This is a genomic window from Algoriphagus sp. AGSA1 (assembly GCF_021390545.1).
Lineage (GTDB): Bacteria > Bacteroidota > Bacteroidia > Cytophagales > Cyclobacteriaceae > Algoriphagus.
In genome coordinates, this window is record NZ_JAJUWR010000012.1 from 90,062 (window position 1) to 107,495 (window position 17,434).

At 43.0% G+C, this 17,434-nt stretch carries 13 protein-coding genes; 3 read left to right on the plus strand and 10 right to left on the minus strand.

Annotation, left to right across the window (positions count from 1 at the left end):
• Positions 1-19 precede the first annotated feature (19 nt).
• From LZF95_RS11250 to LZF95_RS11275, 6 genes are all read right to left on the minus strand, one after another.
• On the minus strand, positions 20-3,196 hold the full coding sequence (locus LZF95_RS11250; protein WP_233755094.1) for a GH92 family glycosyl hydrolase: 3,177 nt from the start codon (positions 3,194-3,196) through the stop codon (positions 20-22).
• A gap of 25 nt (positions 3,197-3,221) precedes the next feature.
• Entirely contained in the window at positions 3,222-4,988 is a 1,767-nt protein-coding gene (locus tag LZF95_RS11255) for a class I mannose-6-phosphate isomerase (protein ID WP_233755095.1), read from the minus strand.
• Between the two features lie 247 nt (positions 4,989-5,235).
• The gene (locus tag LZF95_RS11260) at positions 5,236-6,825 is read right to left on the minus strand and encodes a RagB/SusD family nutrient uptake outer membrane protein (RefSeq protein WP_233755096.1); all 1,590 of its coding nucleotides are present in this window, start codon (positions 6,823-6,825) and stop codon (positions 5,236-5,238) included.
• A 125-nt stretch (positions 6,826-6,950) separates the two neighbouring features.
• A complete protein-coding gene (locus tag LZF95_RS11265) occupies positions 6,951-10,043 on the minus strand; it encodes a TonB-dependent receptor (protein ID WP_233755097.1) in 3,093 nt (1,030 codons plus the stop codon).
• A 211-nt stretch (positions 10,044-10,254) separates the two neighbouring features.
• Positions 10,255-10,860, minus strand: a complete 606-nt coding sequence (locus tag LZF95_RS11270; RefSeq protein ID WP_233755098.1) for a MarR family winged helix-turn-helix transcriptional regulator — start codon at positions 10,858-10,860, stop codon at positions 10,255-10,257.
• 373 nt (positions 10,861-11,233) lie between these two features.
• Positions 11,234-11,467, minus strand: a complete 234-nt coding sequence (locus tag LZF95_RS11275) for a thioredoxin family protein (RefSeq protein WP_233755099.1) — start codon at positions 11,465-11,467, stop codon at positions 11,234-11,236.
• A gap of 178 nt (positions 11,468-11,645) precedes the next feature.
• On the opposite strand from LZF95_RS11275, the gene LZF95_RS11280 reads away from it, so the two are divergent.
• Entirely contained in the window at positions 11,646-11,993 is a 348-nt protein-coding gene (locus LZF95_RS11280; RefSeq protein WP_233755100.1) for a hypothetical protein, read from the plus strand.
• Between the two features lie 80 nt (positions 11,994-12,073).
• On the opposite strand, the gene LZF95_RS11285 is transcribed toward LZF95_RS11280, so the two are convergent.
• Both LZF95_RS11285 and LZF95_RS11290 read right to left on the minus strand, forming a co-directional pair.
• Positions 12,074-12,607, minus strand: coding sequence for a DUF421 domain-containing protein (locus LZF95_RS11285; protein WP_233755101.1), 534 nt, complete (start codon positions 12,605-12,607; stop codon positions 12,074-12,076).
• 36 nt (positions 12,608-12,643) lie between these two features.
• Entirely contained in the window at positions 12,644-12,952 is a 309-nt protein-coding gene (locus LZF95_RS11290; protein ID WP_233755102.1) for a hypothetical protein, read from the minus strand.
• Positions 12,953-13,659: 707 nt separating this feature from the next.
• Here LZF95_RS11290 and LZF95_RS11295 point away from each other — a divergent pair.
• Both LZF95_RS11295 and LZF95_RS11300 read left to right on the plus strand, forming a co-directional pair.
• The gene (locus LZF95_RS11295; RefSeq protein ID WP_233755103.1) at positions 13,660-14,895 is read left to right on the plus strand and encodes a sodium:proton antiporter; all 1,236 of its coding nucleotides are present in this window, start codon (positions 13,660-13,662) and stop codon (positions 14,893-14,895) included.
• A complete protein-coding gene (locus LZF95_RS11300) occupies positions 14,889-15,125 on the plus strand; it encodes a hypothetical protein (protein WP_233755104.1) in 237 nt (78 codons plus the stop codon). The genes LZF95_RS11295 and LZF95_RS11300 overlap by 7 nt, the downstream gene beginning before the upstream one ends.
• On the opposite strand, the gene LZF95_RS11305 is transcribed toward LZF95_RS11300, so the two are convergent.
• Together LZF95_RS11305 and neuC are read right to left on the minus strand one after the other, a co-directional pair.
• On the minus strand, positions 15,122-16,090 hold the full coding sequence (locus tag LZF95_RS11305; RefSeq protein ID WP_233755105.1) for a glycosyltransferase family 4 protein: 969 nt from the start codon (positions 16,088-16,090) through the stop codon (positions 15,122-15,124). The genes LZF95_RS11300 and LZF95_RS11305 overlap by 4 nt on opposite strands.
• 185 nt (positions 16,091-16,275) lie before the next feature.
• Positions 16,276-17,430: a UDP-N-acetylglucosamine 2-epimerase gene (gene neuC / locus LZF95_RS11310; protein ID WP_233755106.1), complete on the minus strand. Its 1,155-nt coding sequence runs from the start codon at positions 17,428-17,430 to the stop codon at positions 16,276-16,278.
• Positions 17,431-17,434 lie beyond the last annotated feature (4 nt).

Consider the following 17,434-nt stretch of genomic DNA (forward strand, 5'->3'; position numbering starts at 1 on the left):
CAGCTTTTTGAATCTGATTTTAATATGGCATTTTTCCTGTGCCCCAATTTTCATTTGGCTCCGGCCCCATTTCCAAAACCAACTCCCCTCCCTTCAGGAGTTCTTTGGCCTCGAACCAAAATTGATTAAGGAGTTCTCCATTAAGCGTTGCCGACTGTATATACTTATTTTTCCTGCTGGCATTATTGGCGGTAATGGTGAATTTTTCTCCCCTACCAAACTGGCTTCCCAGGTTGATTTCCACCTGCTCAAACAGTGGGCTTGCTATTTCATATATAGGTTCCGCTCTAGTGCCCCCGTCAACCTGAAACAACCCCAAGGAAGCCATCACAAACCAGGCACTCATCTGTCCCTGGTCTTCGTCTCCCAGGTAGGCATTGGTCACTTCGTAGCCATAATACCTATCCGCAATGGCTCGGCTCCACTTCTGGGTAAGCCAAGGTTTTCCGGCATAATTGAACAGAAAGGCAAAATGCATGGACTGCTGGTTTCCCTGAACCACAGGGTAATCCCAATATTGATCATTAGGTCCATTGAATCTCCATCGGTCACTTTCTTCAAATCCCCACTCCAGGCGTTCCAGAAACTTTTCCTTGCCTATAGCTTCCATCAATCCCAGTACATCCTGAGGCACAAAAAAGGTAAGTTGCCAAGCGTTTCCTTCGACGTAATGGTGGTTAGCACCTGAAGTAAAGGGATCAAAATCCTCCAACCAATTTCCTTCCGAATCCTTCATTCTGGCATAGCCGGTGGAAGGATCAATTACATTTTTCCACCAGGTTCCCCTCTCATTGAATTGCTCGTACTCCTCAGATTTACCAAGAGATTTCGCAAACTGTCCCACTGTCCAATCATCAAAACTATACTCTAGTGAATTGGAAAAACGGCCTTGGTCAAATGGAACGTACTGATACTCCAAATAGGGAAGCAGGTCCCTGTTGCCGGCAAATCCCCCACCCACTTCGGTGGCTTCCGTGGTCTGCATTTTCACCACAGCTTCAAAGGCCTTCTCTATATCATAATCCCTGATTCCCATCTGATATGCCCCCACGATCAATGGGATCTCATGTTCGGCCACCATCACCGGAATGTACTCCATGCCCGCAGGGCCTTTGGCAAGCCATCCGGCGTTGTCATACATGGCAAGCTGGGATCTTACCCACTTATTGGACCATTCGGGCGTCACCAGATTCCAAAACTGGTTCAGGTTCCAGAAAGTATTCCAGAAAGCGTCACAACCCAAAGCCAGATCGTTGGGATCTTCAAACTGCTGAATGTTTTCATCCGCATCCCTCCATTTTCCGTCCACATCCGAAAACGTGTTTCTACTCGCCAGAGCCCGGTACATATTGGTGTAAAAGCGCTCCTTTTCCCTAGCATCATTGCTGACAACGCTCACCCTGCCCAACAGCTCATCCCATACAGCTTGCTGGTTGGACACTACTGCATCAAAGTCCCAACCAAAGGGCTTGGTTATTTCTTCAGTAAGATTCTTTGCTGCATTCTCTATACTCACATAAGAAATGCCTGTGCGCATATTCACGGTTTTGTTTTGAAGGATATCAAATTCCACATATGCCCCCGCACTGGTAGGGTCTGTAACGGATAGGTTCTTCCCTACGGAAATCTCCCCGTCCACCCAGTGGGCAAACTCAGCTATAGGCTGATCAAACTCAATCACAAAATGAACCACGTAATCCTGGCCTACTCCTTTAGACCATGCATTGGGAGTCAATTGATGGCTTTTACCCTCAATTCTTGTAGGTGACACCTTTGTGATCTCACAGGATTCTATCTGATATCGATATTCAGTAGGAATCGACAGATCGATCATAATCCTCCCCCGTTCTCCCTTTCCAAACTCATATTTCTGAAAACTTGCCCTGTCTGTGGCAGTCAAGGAGGCCCAGATATCCGTGTCGGTCAGATGCACTTTGTACAATCCAATCCCAGCATATTCTGAACTTTTGTCTATCGCAGATCGATAGCCCGAAGTCACATCACTTTGATCACCCACGGTAGTTTGGATCCCTTCTCCGACAGTGGGGAATGTGCCCAGTCCTGTCATGGTCCATTCATGGATATGACTGAAAGTGCCTATGGATTCGAAATTAGGATCATAGCCCGCCTGCCAGCCGGAATTCTGGTTGTCAGGGCTCAGCTTTACCATTCCAAAAGGCATCCATGGCCCAGGAGCGATCATCCAGCGGGAATGCGCAGTGCCCAAAAGCGTATTCACATAGCCGCTCAACCCTTGTGTGGGCTGGGGAGACCTAGTGATTTCTCCCTGTTTCACCGGTTTTCCATCCACCCAAATTTCATAAGAGCTTTGGGTGGACTGAGTTACAGCAGGCATCGCTGCTTCCAGCAAGTATTTTCCTTTTTCCAGTTTTTGTGTTAGAATTTCCTTTCCGTCAAGCATAACCCTCAATTCAGGTTCTTCATCCAAATGGAAGATCTCCACCAACAAGGGCTGAACGGGAGCCCCTGAACCTTCCAACTGATATTCAGCGGGAATTACTTGGCCTACTACCGCATCCTGTGGTTTGATCAGATCAGGAGAAAGAGATGTTGTCAAAGAAATGTGGTCAAAAGCAATCCAGCCTCCATCCAGCACTGAAATCGACATGTGATTCAGGCCGTTTTGAAGAATTCCTTCAGCTAACGGAATTTCGATGGACTGAGTGGAACCGGAGATCCCCTTGCCCTTTTCCAACGCCAGTCCTGCACCCTTTTTCAGTTTAAACTGAAAGTCTTTTCCATTTACCAATACTTTCAAATGGGGTGCGTGCAGAGAATCTGTATCCGCAAGGTCTATCTTCAGTTTGCCCTCTGCTCCTGTAGCTTTGTCCAACACAAAACCCAAATTCAGAAAGTGGGAACGTATGCCCGCTGTGGGACCGGTACCTCCCCAGCCATTTTTCGGCCCCGGGAGCACATAAGGTAAATCTGTTTTGATATCGTCTCTGCCGATCCAAAATACCCTATCCTCAAATCCAAAATCATGGGCGATAAACTCTGAATACTGATCAGGATACAGTGAAAAACCTTCTCCTGAATCGGTTTTGTTTCCGAGACTAAACAACTCATTCTCCTGTGCTGATGCAGCTGAAATCCCGACACTTAACAACAACAAAAACACGGGAATGTTTTTTACTGTAAGGTGTCTAACTAATATACTGGTTTTATTTTTCATGGTTAATTCTTTTATGGCCTTGAGGTCAGCAGGCTGAATCTTTGACATAAGCAATGGCAACTTGTGCCCGCATGGAGCCCAGGTTTTTCAGCCTATAACTCCCTGTAGCTGCCGGAACGGCGAAGGTTTCCGCAAAATGAAATTTCACATTCCCGCCACCGGAAGTATGCAGTTCCAGGCTTTCCCCTTCCACCAGCATCAATAAATGACATTGTCCGGTTGTAGAAATGATGACTTCAGAATCAAACTCATATCGAACCACCTCATAAAAATGATCAGAGTGTGTAGGAAGGAGGATTTTCTCCCAATCATCGCCTGTCTCAAGCACCTCGGGCTTTGATATCAAGGTGTCTTGAACCACCTGCCCTTTTCTGGAGAAATCAAGATTCTCAAACGCACGGTCAACATTCAGCGGCCGGGGCTCCCCGTTCAGATCCAGTCGCTGCCAATCGTATATTTTAAAAGTATAGATATAGGGTGTCGCACTGATTTCCAGCACCAAATTGTCGGTTCCTGAGCAATGGATGGTACCGTTTGGGATCAGGTATAGACCATGCTTTTCAGATGGCAGCTTTTGTACAAACCTCTCCACGTTAATGGTTGACTGGGAGACAACCGAATTTTCCAATTCCTGCCGGAATTCTTTTGGATCGATATTTTCCTGAAACCCGAGGTAAACATGGGATTCAGGGGTGGTGTCCAGGATGTAATAGGTTTCATCCTGAGTGAAATTTTCTCCAAAATGTTCTTTTGCATAGACCGTAGTCGGATGACATTGCACGGAAAGATTATCCCCACCAAAGGTGTCAAGGAAGTCAAATCTAATCGGGAAATCATCCCCAAACCGATTATATGCCTTGCCCAATACTTTATCCCCCGCTCTATACATCAGCCAATCAAAAGAGGCTTCCAGCAACATTCCTGAAGAAGAAAAAATCAGTCCGTTTTCCGGGACAATCATCTCAAAAGACCAAGCGTAATTGGGTTCGTTTTGTGGCAGATCCGGGATGTTTTTTGATAGCCACTGCCCTCCCCATACACCGGGCTCAAACCAGGGTCTCACCCGGAAATAAGACTCAGACATGGCATCTAGCCCTACCCTGAGTACCTCTCCGCTCATCCAGGATGGGCTATTTGATCTTTGCTGGTCAACAATGATGTCTATCTGGGCCAATAATCTTTTCTTCTCTTTGTTGCAGATCAACCAATCCACAAAGAAAAAATGCTTGTAAGCCTGTTTCGGTTCTTTTGCTTCATCTATTGCCAAATTGGTGATTGATCCTGCTCGCATTCTGTACTGCAGCTCATTTTTGGGAAGATCAAAATAGACCAATCTTCCTTCGATTCCGCACAAGGATGCGCCGCAACCATATACAATGGTAGTCAAATGCCCAGACTGATCAACTTCAGAAAAGAATGATGACCGAAAATAATCCTGTAGTACCAGATCCGTCTTCTTACCGAAAACCGGATCGTCGCCACCCAAGAAAGGGGCAGTAAGTTTCTCGATCTCATCAGCTGACTTATAATAATCCGCACAATTGATTAATCTAAATTCCATACCTCTTTGTGCTAGATATTCAGAAATTGCTGCTGAGATTTCGCTCCAGTCAACACCTACGTACCCATCCAAAATGATTTTATCGCTCGTGCCAAGCATATCGAAAAGATCTTCATAACCGGTTTTTATTTTTCCCGGCTGCAGCTCGAAAGCCGGAAATATATCGTAAGAGCCAGAATCTTTCTTTTGTTTTTGTATCGGAACCTGAGGTTGGTTGCTTAATCTATTCATGATTTATTTTAATAAAAGTGCAAAGCAGTAGCTGGCACTTCTCTTTTTATTTAAGGGACTGCGGGAAATTAAGTGGCTGCCTCATAAGTAGGCTTACTTGTCATGCTGAGCAGACAGTCTACCGAAGACATTGAAGTCAAATCCCTTTATGAGCTAATTAAGTCCATTTCGACTTCCTGTCACCCAGGAGGCGAGTACTCAATGCGACAATTATGAGTTATGAAACAGCCATTTAGATAATATTAAATTAGTTTGCGTAGCCTGGGTTTTGAGTTAAAGATGGATTTCGCTGTAGCTCCTGTTCAGGAAGGGGAAATAGCATGTTTTGTTCTTTGATAGCCCCATTGAAGAAATTGGTCGCACCTACCGCATCTACGAATTCGATTTCCCCTGTACCATCATTGGTTGGTTTAGGGAATTTTCTGGTCCTCATCACGTCAAACCAAATAGGAAATTCAAAGACTAGCTCTCTTACCCGCTCTTTCCAGACCTCTTCTACAAACTGATCGACTGAAAGACCGGACAGTTCACTTCTGATCTCGGCGGAGGATTTCTTCCAAAGTGCCCTTTCACGTATCTGCGCAAGGTAATCAACTGCCTCTGTAGTAACTCCCTCTGACATTGCAATCGCTTCCGCACCTATCAGCAGTACATTTGCTAAGGTGTATATGGGCATATCCTTGTCTGACAGAGCCGTTTCATAGGCCGCTTCCTGGTCCTCCCACATATAGGGAGCACGCTGAAATTCAATGACTTCACCGTCCAGTTCAATAAAGGAATGGAAATATTGTTTTTCCTGAACCCGGAGATCTTCCCCTGGGTGATAAGAAGCTATCAACGACTGGGTAGGGCCATAGGCATTATTGGCAATAGCATAGGCAAGTAATGGGGAAATGTTGGAAGGATAGCTCCAGCTCGGGTAAATATTGTTTACAATCCCGATCTCATATTCATAGAAATATATGAATTCACCTGGTACCTGCTCCCTATCTTTGATTTTGTTGTAGGCAGAACCATTTGCAATAATTTCCCCTGAACCATCCCTGCTGTGTTGCACCAGAGAATAGTTTCCTGAATTGACGATTTCTCTTGCCGCTGCGGCCGATTTTGCATAATTATCCTCGCCTACTGCCGCACCGCTCATAGTCAGGTAAGCTTCCGCCAACACGGTCTGAGCTACTGATTTGGTAATCCTGCTGCTGTTATTGATCATGCTCACATCAGATAGTCCTCCACTGGCAATAGCGGATTCGAGGTCTTCCGTGATAAGCGCATACACCTGCCTGGCTGGTGTTCTTTCCAGAAAGAGGTTTTCCAGACTCTCATAAGGTTCCGTGATCAAAGGCACCGCCCCAAACATCCTTACCAGATAAAAATAGTTGAAAGCCCTGAAAAACCTGGCCTCCGCCATGTATTGGTTTATCTGGTCTTCGCTAAGCCCAGGGGTTTCCGGTATGTATTTTATCGCATTGTTGGCTCTGGAAATCCCTGCGTAAATATCCGACCACATCGAATTAAAATAACTGGAAAGGTTAAGCCCGTCATGGGTCATATTCTGCCCTCTTTGGACGTGCACTTCCTGGCCTTTATATTCATTGTCCACAAAACCTGACAAGTAGGGACCGAACATAATCCTCGCTCCTGAATAGGAACCATTTGCTTCATAAAACTGCATTGCACCGGTTCTATATAATGCATTCACAGCATCCCGGGCATGCTCAGGGCGGGCAAAATATTGGGTAGAGGCAACTTCATCTTTGGGTTTTTCTTCTAAGAACCCATCGCAGGCTGAAGCCAGTAACAACACCCCTAAGTATAGTATAGATAACTTTTTCATGTGTTTATAATTTGATTTTCAAAGGCCACATCTGCCTGCCGGCAGGTGGAATCTCGCATGGTTGGTAATAATCCTAATTGGGACGTTTGCGTCATGCTAGATTTCAGTGGAGTAGATTTTTAGGATTAAAATTGCAGACTCAGGCCGACGGTGAAGGTTCTAGGCCGAGGATACTGGAAGAAGAAAATATTCTGCCCCCATTGGTTTCCCTCCCAGGATGATGCCTCAGGATCGTATCCTTTGAAGTCATCTGAGTGGATAAGAAATGCATTTTGCACACTTGCATACACTCTCAATTTATTTAGTCCTCCTCTTTCAAGCATGGTTGGGTTGAATGAGTAGCCAAGTGAAATCAGATTACCACGGATATAGGATCCATCTGCTACCCAATGACTGTCCACTTCACTGTTTTGTCCGGAATAAGGGCCATTTCTGATCTGCTGCACCATCGTGTTCTGATTAGTCTCCGTCCATGCTTCATACAATACATCTTTCAGTCCACTGGCATACCCGGTCCTATCCTGGGTAGAGTGGAAATACTGTTGCAATATGTCAACTCCTGCAACAAATTGGATATCCAGCGTCAAGTCGAAGTTTTTATAGTAAAAATTATTGATGAAACTCCCGGTCCATTCCGGCAATCCATTTCCTATAATCTTACGCTCGGCACTTCTTTTAGCCTCACCCGGTATAGCTCCCACTTCTGCCGCGGCCGCAACTTCGTCCGTGCCCCATGTGCCCAGTCGTTCATATCCCCAGAAGGAACTCAAAGATTCTCCGACACGAAGTATAGTCTGGCTACCAGACACCCAGTTGGGGCCTGGAAAAATGTCTTCGTCATTCTCACCGAGCTGTTCTATTTTGTTTTGGTTGTAGGAGAAATTCAGATTACTCTCCCAGCTGAAATCGGCGGTCGTTACCGGAAAGGCAGTTACCAAAAACTCCACCCCCTGATTGGACACTGAGCCTATGTTGTCTCTTACTGCCGAGAATCCCGTAGAAGAAGGCACTGGTCTATCCAACAGTAAATCTGTGGTCAGTTTGTGGTAATAGTCCAAACTGAACACCAATGCCCTGTCCATCAAAGCCAGGTCAAAGCCCACATCAAACTGACGAGTTTTCTCCCATTCCAAATCGGGGTTCGGAAGACGGTTTACATAGCTTATAGGTGCTCTTGTTCCGTTGATCAGTGTGGTTCCGGTAGATATGGTTCCCAGGGATTGGTACGTAGGAATCTCGGTATTCCCAGTGATACCATAGCTTGATCGGATTTTCAGCTCACTTATGCCGGACATATCCTGCATAAATGGTTCATTGGATAGTACGTAGCCAACTCCTACCGAAGGGAATACACCGTATTTGTTATTGTCCCCAAATCGGGATGAACCATCTATCCTACCGGTGAAGGTGACAAGGTATTTACTTTTGTAATTATAATTTCCACGAAGGAAATAGGAATTCATGCTCCATTCGTCATATCCCGAATTTGGCGTACCCGGCTGACTTGCAGACTGCATTCTGTTAAATCTAAATGTATCATCAGAAAACCCGGTGGCGCTTACACTGAAAGACTCAGATGTCCTTTTTTGCCAGCTTAGACCTGCCATCGCATTGATGGAATGGTCACCAAATTCCTTGTTATAGGTCAGGTAATTCTCTTGTTGCCAGTACAAATTTCTCTGATTCCCCAAATAAGCATATCCATTTGGGGAAGAAATATTGATCAGGTCTGTTGGGCTATAGATCTGCTCATTGTAATCATTCTTATCAAAACCAAACTGGGTACGGAGATCCAGACCGGGAAGAATATGAAATGTAGTATAAATATTACCGAACAACTTCGTTCTTTTTCGCAATCTATCCTGGGTAGTCAACACGTGTACAGGATTCGGAATTGCTTCAAGCCCATACGGATCGGACACCATCCCCGAATTGCTCCAGGTTCCGTCTGGGAATTTGACCGGGAAAATTGCGGGCATTTCAATCATCGATCTTCTGGGCATCTGATGGCCCCCACTCTCTTCAAATACGTTTTCATTGGTACTGTTTGCCAATAGATTCAATCCTATTGAGAGCCATTTTTTAGGACTCGCATCAAAAGCAAACTTTCCGTTTACCCGCTTCAGGTAATTATTGAGCATGATTCCCTGCAAATCCGAATAATTCAAAAAAGCGCCAAATGACGACTTCTCCGCTTTGGACTGGAATGACAACTGGTGGTTTTGCGACAATGCTGTTCTGGTCGCTTCCTCCTGCCAATCAGTATCATATAAAGGATTGCCATTGGCATCAAACAAATTGGGATCGTTTTTGGTGAATGTGGGAATAGGGGAATCAGGACGATACTTACTGTGATTGGCAAAACCCTGCTCCAATACTTCCATAAATTCTTCTGCATTCAGTACATCTATTTTTTTTGGCAGAACCCCCACACTGAAAAAACCATCATAACCAACGGTGACACCAGTATTTTGTGCCCCTCTTTTAGTACTCACCATGACAACACCATTCGCACCTCTGGCACCATAAATAGCTGTGGAAGAAGCATCCTTCAATACTTCCATGCTCAGGATATCGTTTGGGTTTAGAAATTCGATGTTCTCCATCACCACTCCATCCACAACATATAAGGGCTGTGAGGAAGAATTGATAGTCCCCAATCCTCTGATCAACACCCTAGGGCTGGATGATGGGGAACCTGAATTCAGGAAGACATTAACTCCGGCTACTTTACCTTTCAGCCCCTGTAGTGCATTCGCAATTGGAGCCCTTAACAACTCCTCTCCTCCTACCACTCCCACGGATCCGGTAAGATCAGATTTCTTTTGGGTACCATAGCCTACCACTATGACTTCATCTAGACTGTCCTCTGTAGGATCCAGATTGATCTCCAACTCCGTCTGAATTCCTAAAGGATATTCCAGGGACTCCATTCCTATGAAACTAAACACCAATATTGGATCTGGCGTATTGACGGCAATCGAAAATTTGCCATCAATATCTGTGACAGCTCCCTGGGAGGTACCCTTTACGAGGATATTTACGCCAGGAAGGGTTTCTTTGGTGGAATTGTCATAAACAATCCCTGTGTAGATTTTACTCTGAGTCTGGGCAACACCTACTAGTTGTACCAAAAAAAAGAGCATGAGTGTCAGCTGCAGAATTTTGGTCTGCCTCCACGCCTCATGCTTTTCGATAAAACATAAAGATTTTTTCATGGGGTTTGATTTAGGTTTAATGTTCATATGTTTAAACATTTAAACTTAATCCATTTAACCCTTATTAACAAAGAATTATCTAAAATAAAATTTTCAAACGGCGAGAAATATTTGGGACACCAATAGAAATTGAAGAACTCCGTATTGGCCCCAAGCTTCCGGTGAAGCTATGAATATGGAATGCTCTACTTTAATATCCTCCAATAAATATTCACTTGATCAATTGGTGCTCGGCACAGTCCACTCGAAGTTCGGCTTCGGAAAGCTTGGTTTTCATCAAACTACAATAATGAACATCGCCTTCGGATCTGTAGAAACTGCATGTAAAACACATTCGCTGAATGGTAATTATTCCAGATTTATTCAGTTCATGAATCAGTTTCAACAGTCCGCTCAGCATTATTGCTTTTTGTTCCGGGCTGAGTTTTTCAATTGGCCGTTCCATGGAAGAAGCAAAGGACGATGCTTTTTGGGCCACTTTTTCTCCCTCCGGAGTAAGGGAAAGAGAATAGCTTCTTGTGTCAATCGGATCGGTCACCTTTAAAACCAACCCTTTCAAAAGCAAAATCCTGACACTATCACTGATTGTGGCTTTAGTCATATTGAACTCATCCGCCAAATACCCTACTTTACATTTTTCCTGAGAGTGAAAATAGATGAAAATCAAAATCTGACTCTGTATTGGACTTAATGAGTTTTCTTTACTTTCATTCCATAGCAGTACTCTGAAGGCTTCTGAAATCCGCTCTAAAGCCACTACAATTTTGCTATCAATGTTTTGATTCTGTTCGTTCAGACTGAATGATGAATAGTTCATGACATATTTCCTTTGGCTACCTATATGCAAGCATTTTTTCCTGATGAGAAAGACCCATATGTTCTTTGGAACTGGATTATTCCATATTTATCGGTGTCAGCTAGTTTGGCTCCAGCGATTTAAAACAACATCTTTCAATAAAATCACTTTCTTGCCCTCATTTTATAACAAATACTTGGGGATACGCAGTGCGGGCATTAGCAATACTCCCTCTGATAAACCCAATGGAAAATCAACTAAAAGCCTACATCAGTCTTCAGAAAAAGCGTAACTCCATGAAGATAGGAATCCTAACTTTACGGAGTAAAAATGATTAAAAATAAGTTAGGCCCCAATTAAAATTAGGAGTCCTAACTTATATCGCTAAATTTTTTTAGCCTTTCACATCAGCCATAGATGCTCCGAAATTGATGTGCAATGCATTCCCATTGGGAGTCAGCAAAGTAGGAACGGATTTTATACCTGCCTTTTCAGCTTCTACAAATCGATTATGATCTTGGCCAATGTGGACGGTTTCCACCTTGTCTGCCCCAATAAGATTTACAATGTCGTGTTCTGCACTGGTGCAAATGGGACATCCTGCGTGGTAGAAAATTGTTTTTCCCATGTTTTAATAAAGTTAGAGTTGTAATGCGATATTGCCTGAACAAATATAGTAAGGAATCCTTACTAAACAAGTTTCACTCACGATTTCTCTATGGTGGACTTGCTTTTCCAACAATCCTGAAAAGATCCTATGGCATTATCATTGGAATTTTAGAGAAGACTAACCTAAGTTTTAGCCTATGAATTACCTTTTTATACTTCTCTTGACCCTTTTAATAATAATAATTCTGCTCTCTGTGCTGTTTGCAGATTCCAAAACCAGCAATAACATCCATAGAAAAGGGAATATATTAACCATCTGGCATCCCTTGAAAAAAGACGTTATAAATCTGGAAACAGACCTGCAGAGCTGGAACATCCAACGTGTCCGGGTTCTCTGGTGGGGAAAATTATACTCGGTAAACCTGAAATTAAAATCAGGAAAGTGGAAGAAGGTTTTTTCAAGATCTCTTAACGGAAAAATCGAACGATTTACCAGTTATTTGGAAAAATCAGCAAAAGAGAAAAAGACAGATTTTCTTTATTAACATCCACACCTGTTATGGGATATTCAAAGCGCTTCCGTGCAGTTAAGCGGATACGGATAAAATCAATCACAACTAATTCCTTATCCAACCCCAGGTTCATTTTGATGTAAAGAATCCGCGGCATTCATTCTTCCCTGATGGTAATTGTCCACTATTGACAAGTCTCCTGTACTTTCCAAAACAATGAGGTAAACTTCATCTACTGAGGAATAGCCGTTCAGCCGGCATACATTAAACACTTCTTCCTTTGTCAAGCGTTGCTTTTTCATCTCCTCATCCACAAATTCCCCTTTATAAAAAACCACTACAGGCTTATCGGCTATCAAAGAACGGAATCCTTTTATCCGTACCGAAAGAAAAGTAAAGAGGAACTGCATAAATATAAATAATGAGAAAGCCACTATCCCGTCAACTAATGTAATGTTCTTATTGAGTGATATAGAAGCCATACAAGACCCAAGGGCTATTGTCACCACAAAGTCAAATGCATTCATTTTGGAGAGTGTCCTCTTGCCAGAGATCCTGAGCAAGAATACCATAATCAGGTATCCAAACACTGTCAAGACTACCGTACGTACGGTACTTTCCCAACTTTCAAATATAATATTTTCCATAACAATCAGTTCTCAAGAACTACTCCCTGTACCGGATCAAGCCAAGACATTCTCAAACTCTTCTATGCATGCCCTGCAGGAGGCGGCACAGTTTCTAAATTCCCTTGCCTCATACTTCCTGCATTCTGCGGCAAAATCACCGCACACTTCCACGCAGGCCAACATCATTTTGCCTCTGTCCAATCGGGCGGATTCGCATGCATCCAGACATTCAACACAGGCATCTTTGCAACGATGTGCGAGTTTGGAACATTGTTCAAATTCGGGGGCGACTTTTATAAAGACCAATAGTTCATGGATATCATTAATGCATTGCTCAAGAGCTTGAGAACAATTGCTTTTCATGGGAATTAAGCTACACATTGCCATAAGGATTTGTGATCATTAATAACCAAAAAACCAGCCATGTAAGCTATTCGGTATAGGTATTGGTCTTACTCCTAGCTTGATGGGGATTTACACAACAACTAAAAATCAGCTTAACAGCTTTTTACTACTGATGCAGCATTGGGATCAGCTCCGGAAACTTTCTATTTAAATCAACAGTTGGCATAGCCATTCGGTACGAGTGGCGAGAGATATCTTCTCAAACCGTTGAATTCTCTCAACACTTTGACATTTAATGATATGGAATCGACACGATTAAAATCATCATTAAACACACAGGGCTCCACCGACTGACGGATTAATCGTCAAAGATTCTCCCGATCCGCCACAGCGGACGGGACAGGCTATCTGGTCTTAGAAAAACAATTATAATCATTTGAAAAATAGTGCAATCAGTATCTTAAAGAAAAATCCTGTAGGGTAGCTTTGGCTCTACAACTGACAAACCACCTGTAATTTACTTTAAGCTTCAGAGAGCAAGAATCAGTTTATTGGGGCGATGTTGTGAAAGTGCAGAAAAAAGGCATCCTAAGTGCTACTATTAGACCCTATAGGTTTTCTGAAGTTGGGAAATGAAATAACTGTTCACCTCCATCCTGCCCAGCTACTGCAGAAATAATATAAAAGTCTGAGCACAATTCAACTACTTACTTTTAACCTAGCGAATGGAAAAATATATGTTTTCGATGGTGATCATAGGCCTTGCTACTTTTGCATTGCCATGGGTGTCCATATTGGCTAAAAAAGCAGGCATTTCCTATGCTGTCTTTTACTTATTGGCCGGGATTCTGCTGTATAGCTTATTTCCAGACATTCTGCCCATCCCACTTCCTGATGATAACGGTGAGGAAATAGTACATCTGACGGAACTGGTGGTGATTATATCATTGATGGGAGTTGGAATTCGGATAGATCAACCCTTCTCGTTTAAAAAGTGGGCTTCTCCCCTAAGATTGGTTTTCATTGCCATGCTGCTTTGTATCGCATTTGCGGCGGCATTTGGCTATTTTGTACTTGACCTGGATATAGCAACTGCTATTCTTCTGGGTGCTTGTCTCGCCCCTACTGATCCTGTATTAGCATCTGATGTACAAGTAGGGCCACCCAATGAGCAAAATAAATCATCAACTAAATTCGTGCTCACCTCTGAAGCTGGATTAAACGATGGCATGGCTTTCCCTTTCACCTGGCTTGCAGTCACCGTAGGTATAATTGCCAGCGGTGGAGACGCATCTCTTGAAGAATGGTTCTTCTATCATTTTCTTTATCAGATCATCGGGGGGATTGCCATCGGCTATGCTTTTGGCAAGGCAGCTGGGTATCTGGTTTTTAACTTTTTTGGGAAAAATGAAATACTTAAAAATCTAGAAGGTTTTCTGGCTATTTCCCTGACTTTATTGATTTATGGGATAACAGAACTACTTCATGCCTATGGATTCATTGCCGTGTTTGTCTGTGCCATCACCTTCAGACATAGTGAAAAAGAACATGAATATCACAATTCATTGCATTCATTTACGGACCAAATAGAACAAATGTTTATTGCTGTACTTTTATTACTGCTAGGAGGCGCAGTTGCCTTAGGAATTCTGGAGCCACTCAATTGGAAGATGGTAGTTTTTGCTCTCCTCTTTATTTTGCTCATCCGTCCTGTCTTTGCCTACATCAGCTTGACTGGTAGCACTCTCAAACCCCGGCAGAAACTGGTTTCTTCATTTTTTGGAATCCGTGGGATGGGCTCCCTCTTTTACCTTTCATTTGGGCTAAACGAAATAGCCTTTGATTCAGAGGATGAACTTTGGGCGATAGTTACATTTTGTATTGGATGCTCCATCCTGATCCATGGTCTGACTGCCACCACTGCTATTAACTACTTGAAAGAAAAACAGGATGGATGGTAGGAACACCATTAACTGCTAAGCAACATCATAGAAACATCAGCTCAGGCTATATAGCTGATAATCAATTCTATTCTTTCCATAATTTTTTTATATTGGGGCTAAACCAACAGACAACCACTCACTATGAAGGACATAATCCAACCCAGCTTCCAAATTATAAAGGAGCAGGAACTTACCTATTACCTCCAGCATCCGGAACCTATATTTATAATCAATTTATATGGGGTTAAGGGCGGACTTTAGCGTATTTTTTGAGGAGGAAGGATTTCAGGGCAATATAGAAAAGTCCTGTTGCCAGCATTACGCCCAACCCCAAGTAAGGGTCTGGTGTTGATTTGGGATAGATAAAAAGTATGAAGTTGACGCCTAGTTGAAGTAGCGCGTAACAGAGTGCTATATTAACATGAGGAAAGCCTCCTTGATTAGCCAGGATCTGGTAAAGATGTGTTCGGTGTGGTTCGGAAATCTTTTCTCCTTTAAGGATCCGTCCAAAAATAGTGATAGCTGTATCCAGCCCATAAATGAGCAGAAAAAGAATGACGGTCCAAGAGTCTGTATACAAATACCATTGTACCAAGAAGTAAATCATCAGATAGGCAAGGGAGATACTGCCTATATCCCCTGCAAACATCAGGGCTTTTTTGCGAAGATTGAAGATCAGGAAAACACAGATAGCTAGGATCTCATATCGGATCAGAAACTGGTCAAAGATCCCCATGTATGCGTTCACCGCAAGCATGCTTCCCAGAAAGACCAAGCCATACAGTCCAGTGACTCCATTGATACCGTCCATGAAGTTGACCCCATTGATGATGGCCAGGGCAATAAAATACAAGACAGGCAGGGCCCACAAATGAATCTGCACGAAAACATCCAGATCATAGAAAGCCATAGTCAGAGCCAAGAATTGCACGGCAAACCTGATCTTGCTGGATATACTATATATGTCATCCAGCAGGCTGATGGCAGCAACCCAAACCACTCCTAAAACCATCCAGGTATGCTGGAAGTCGAAAGCCATCCACCAAAACAGGATCGCAAAGGGAAAAAGAATCCCTCCTCCCCTCACAGTGGTATGGATATGGGAACTGCGGTGGTTTGGCTTATCTACAATATTGAACCTCAGTGCCAGTCGGTGATAGACTAGGGCAAGGAGAAGCAGCAGTAAAAAAACTATAATTTGAGATAAAATCATTAACTATTTCATGAATATTTAATTACAGTTAAAGCCTAAATACAGGTGGTTTCTATCTTCGTAGGTTCAGCTGTAATCCAAACTTCTAGATTCAATGAAATTGCAAATTTTTGGTGTAAGTTGTATTCATGCTCTGTCATTTCTTCAACTCTAACTCTATAGTATAGATCTCTAGGCACTAACTGTCAAAATGTGATGGTTTTGTGAAAAACAAGAGGAACCTCCACTAAATTCTTTGCAATTTTATCACCTGCATCGCCATTACCGTAGATGTCAGATGACGCAGGTTTCTGGGTGTTTTTAATAGTCACAAGAGCCTGATAAATACTATCTGAAGAATATGGCACATCTATAACATTAAATCCGCGCTCTCTCTGATTTTGTCTTGTACCGATATTTACAACAGGAACACCTAAATAAGCGCATTCCCTAATTCCCACACTACTATTTCCTATTAACCCCTTGCTATTGTAAAGAAGCTTCAAAAAATCAGTTGGCTCCATATTTTTGAAGAAGTGAAATCTTTTAAGATCGTGCTTTTCTCTAAATGCTCTTATCCCTGTACTCGTGCCATCAGCTCCTGCATCTACGTTTGGCCAAAACCAAAAAACGGGTTCATCCAATCTATGAAGAGCTTTTAAAGATTCTTCAATATGTATTCTAGAACTCTCTACCTCGGTAGTTACAGGATGCTGCATAACGACCCAATATCCATTTGAGATATCAGGGTTACCTCCTACCCCACCATATTTTTGTACAGGATCAAAGTCCAGAGTTTCACAATCTTTTACCTCATGAGCCAAGTCAATACTGGGGCATCCTGTGTTGAAAACAAAATCCTTCATTTCCCCCAACTTAATAACCCTATCATAAGCACCTTTAGACGCTACAAAATGATAATCAGATAGCTTGGTAATCGCATGCCTCACCTTTTCATCGATATTCCCTGTCACTTCCCCGCCTTGAATATGAGCCAACGGAATGTTCATATAGCTAGCTGATATAGCAGTAGCCATGGTTTCAAACCTATCTGCCACAGTGACTACTATATCAGGATTCAAATTATCAAACACAGTGGAAAGCTCAAGAATGCCTATCCCTGTAGTTTTGGCTGCAGCGGTTAGGTTTTCGCCTTCCAAAACACTGTAAACCTTTGCTGCGATTTCAAATCCGTCTTTCTCTATATATTTGGTTGCCATACCATATCTGTCCAACAATGCTGATGCGGCAACTACCAATTGTAGTTCAAGTTTAGGATGTGCTTTTATTGCAGATAGAGCTGTCTTAATTCTGGAATATGATGGCCTTGCAGTGATTACTACACAGATTTTTCTTCTCATGATA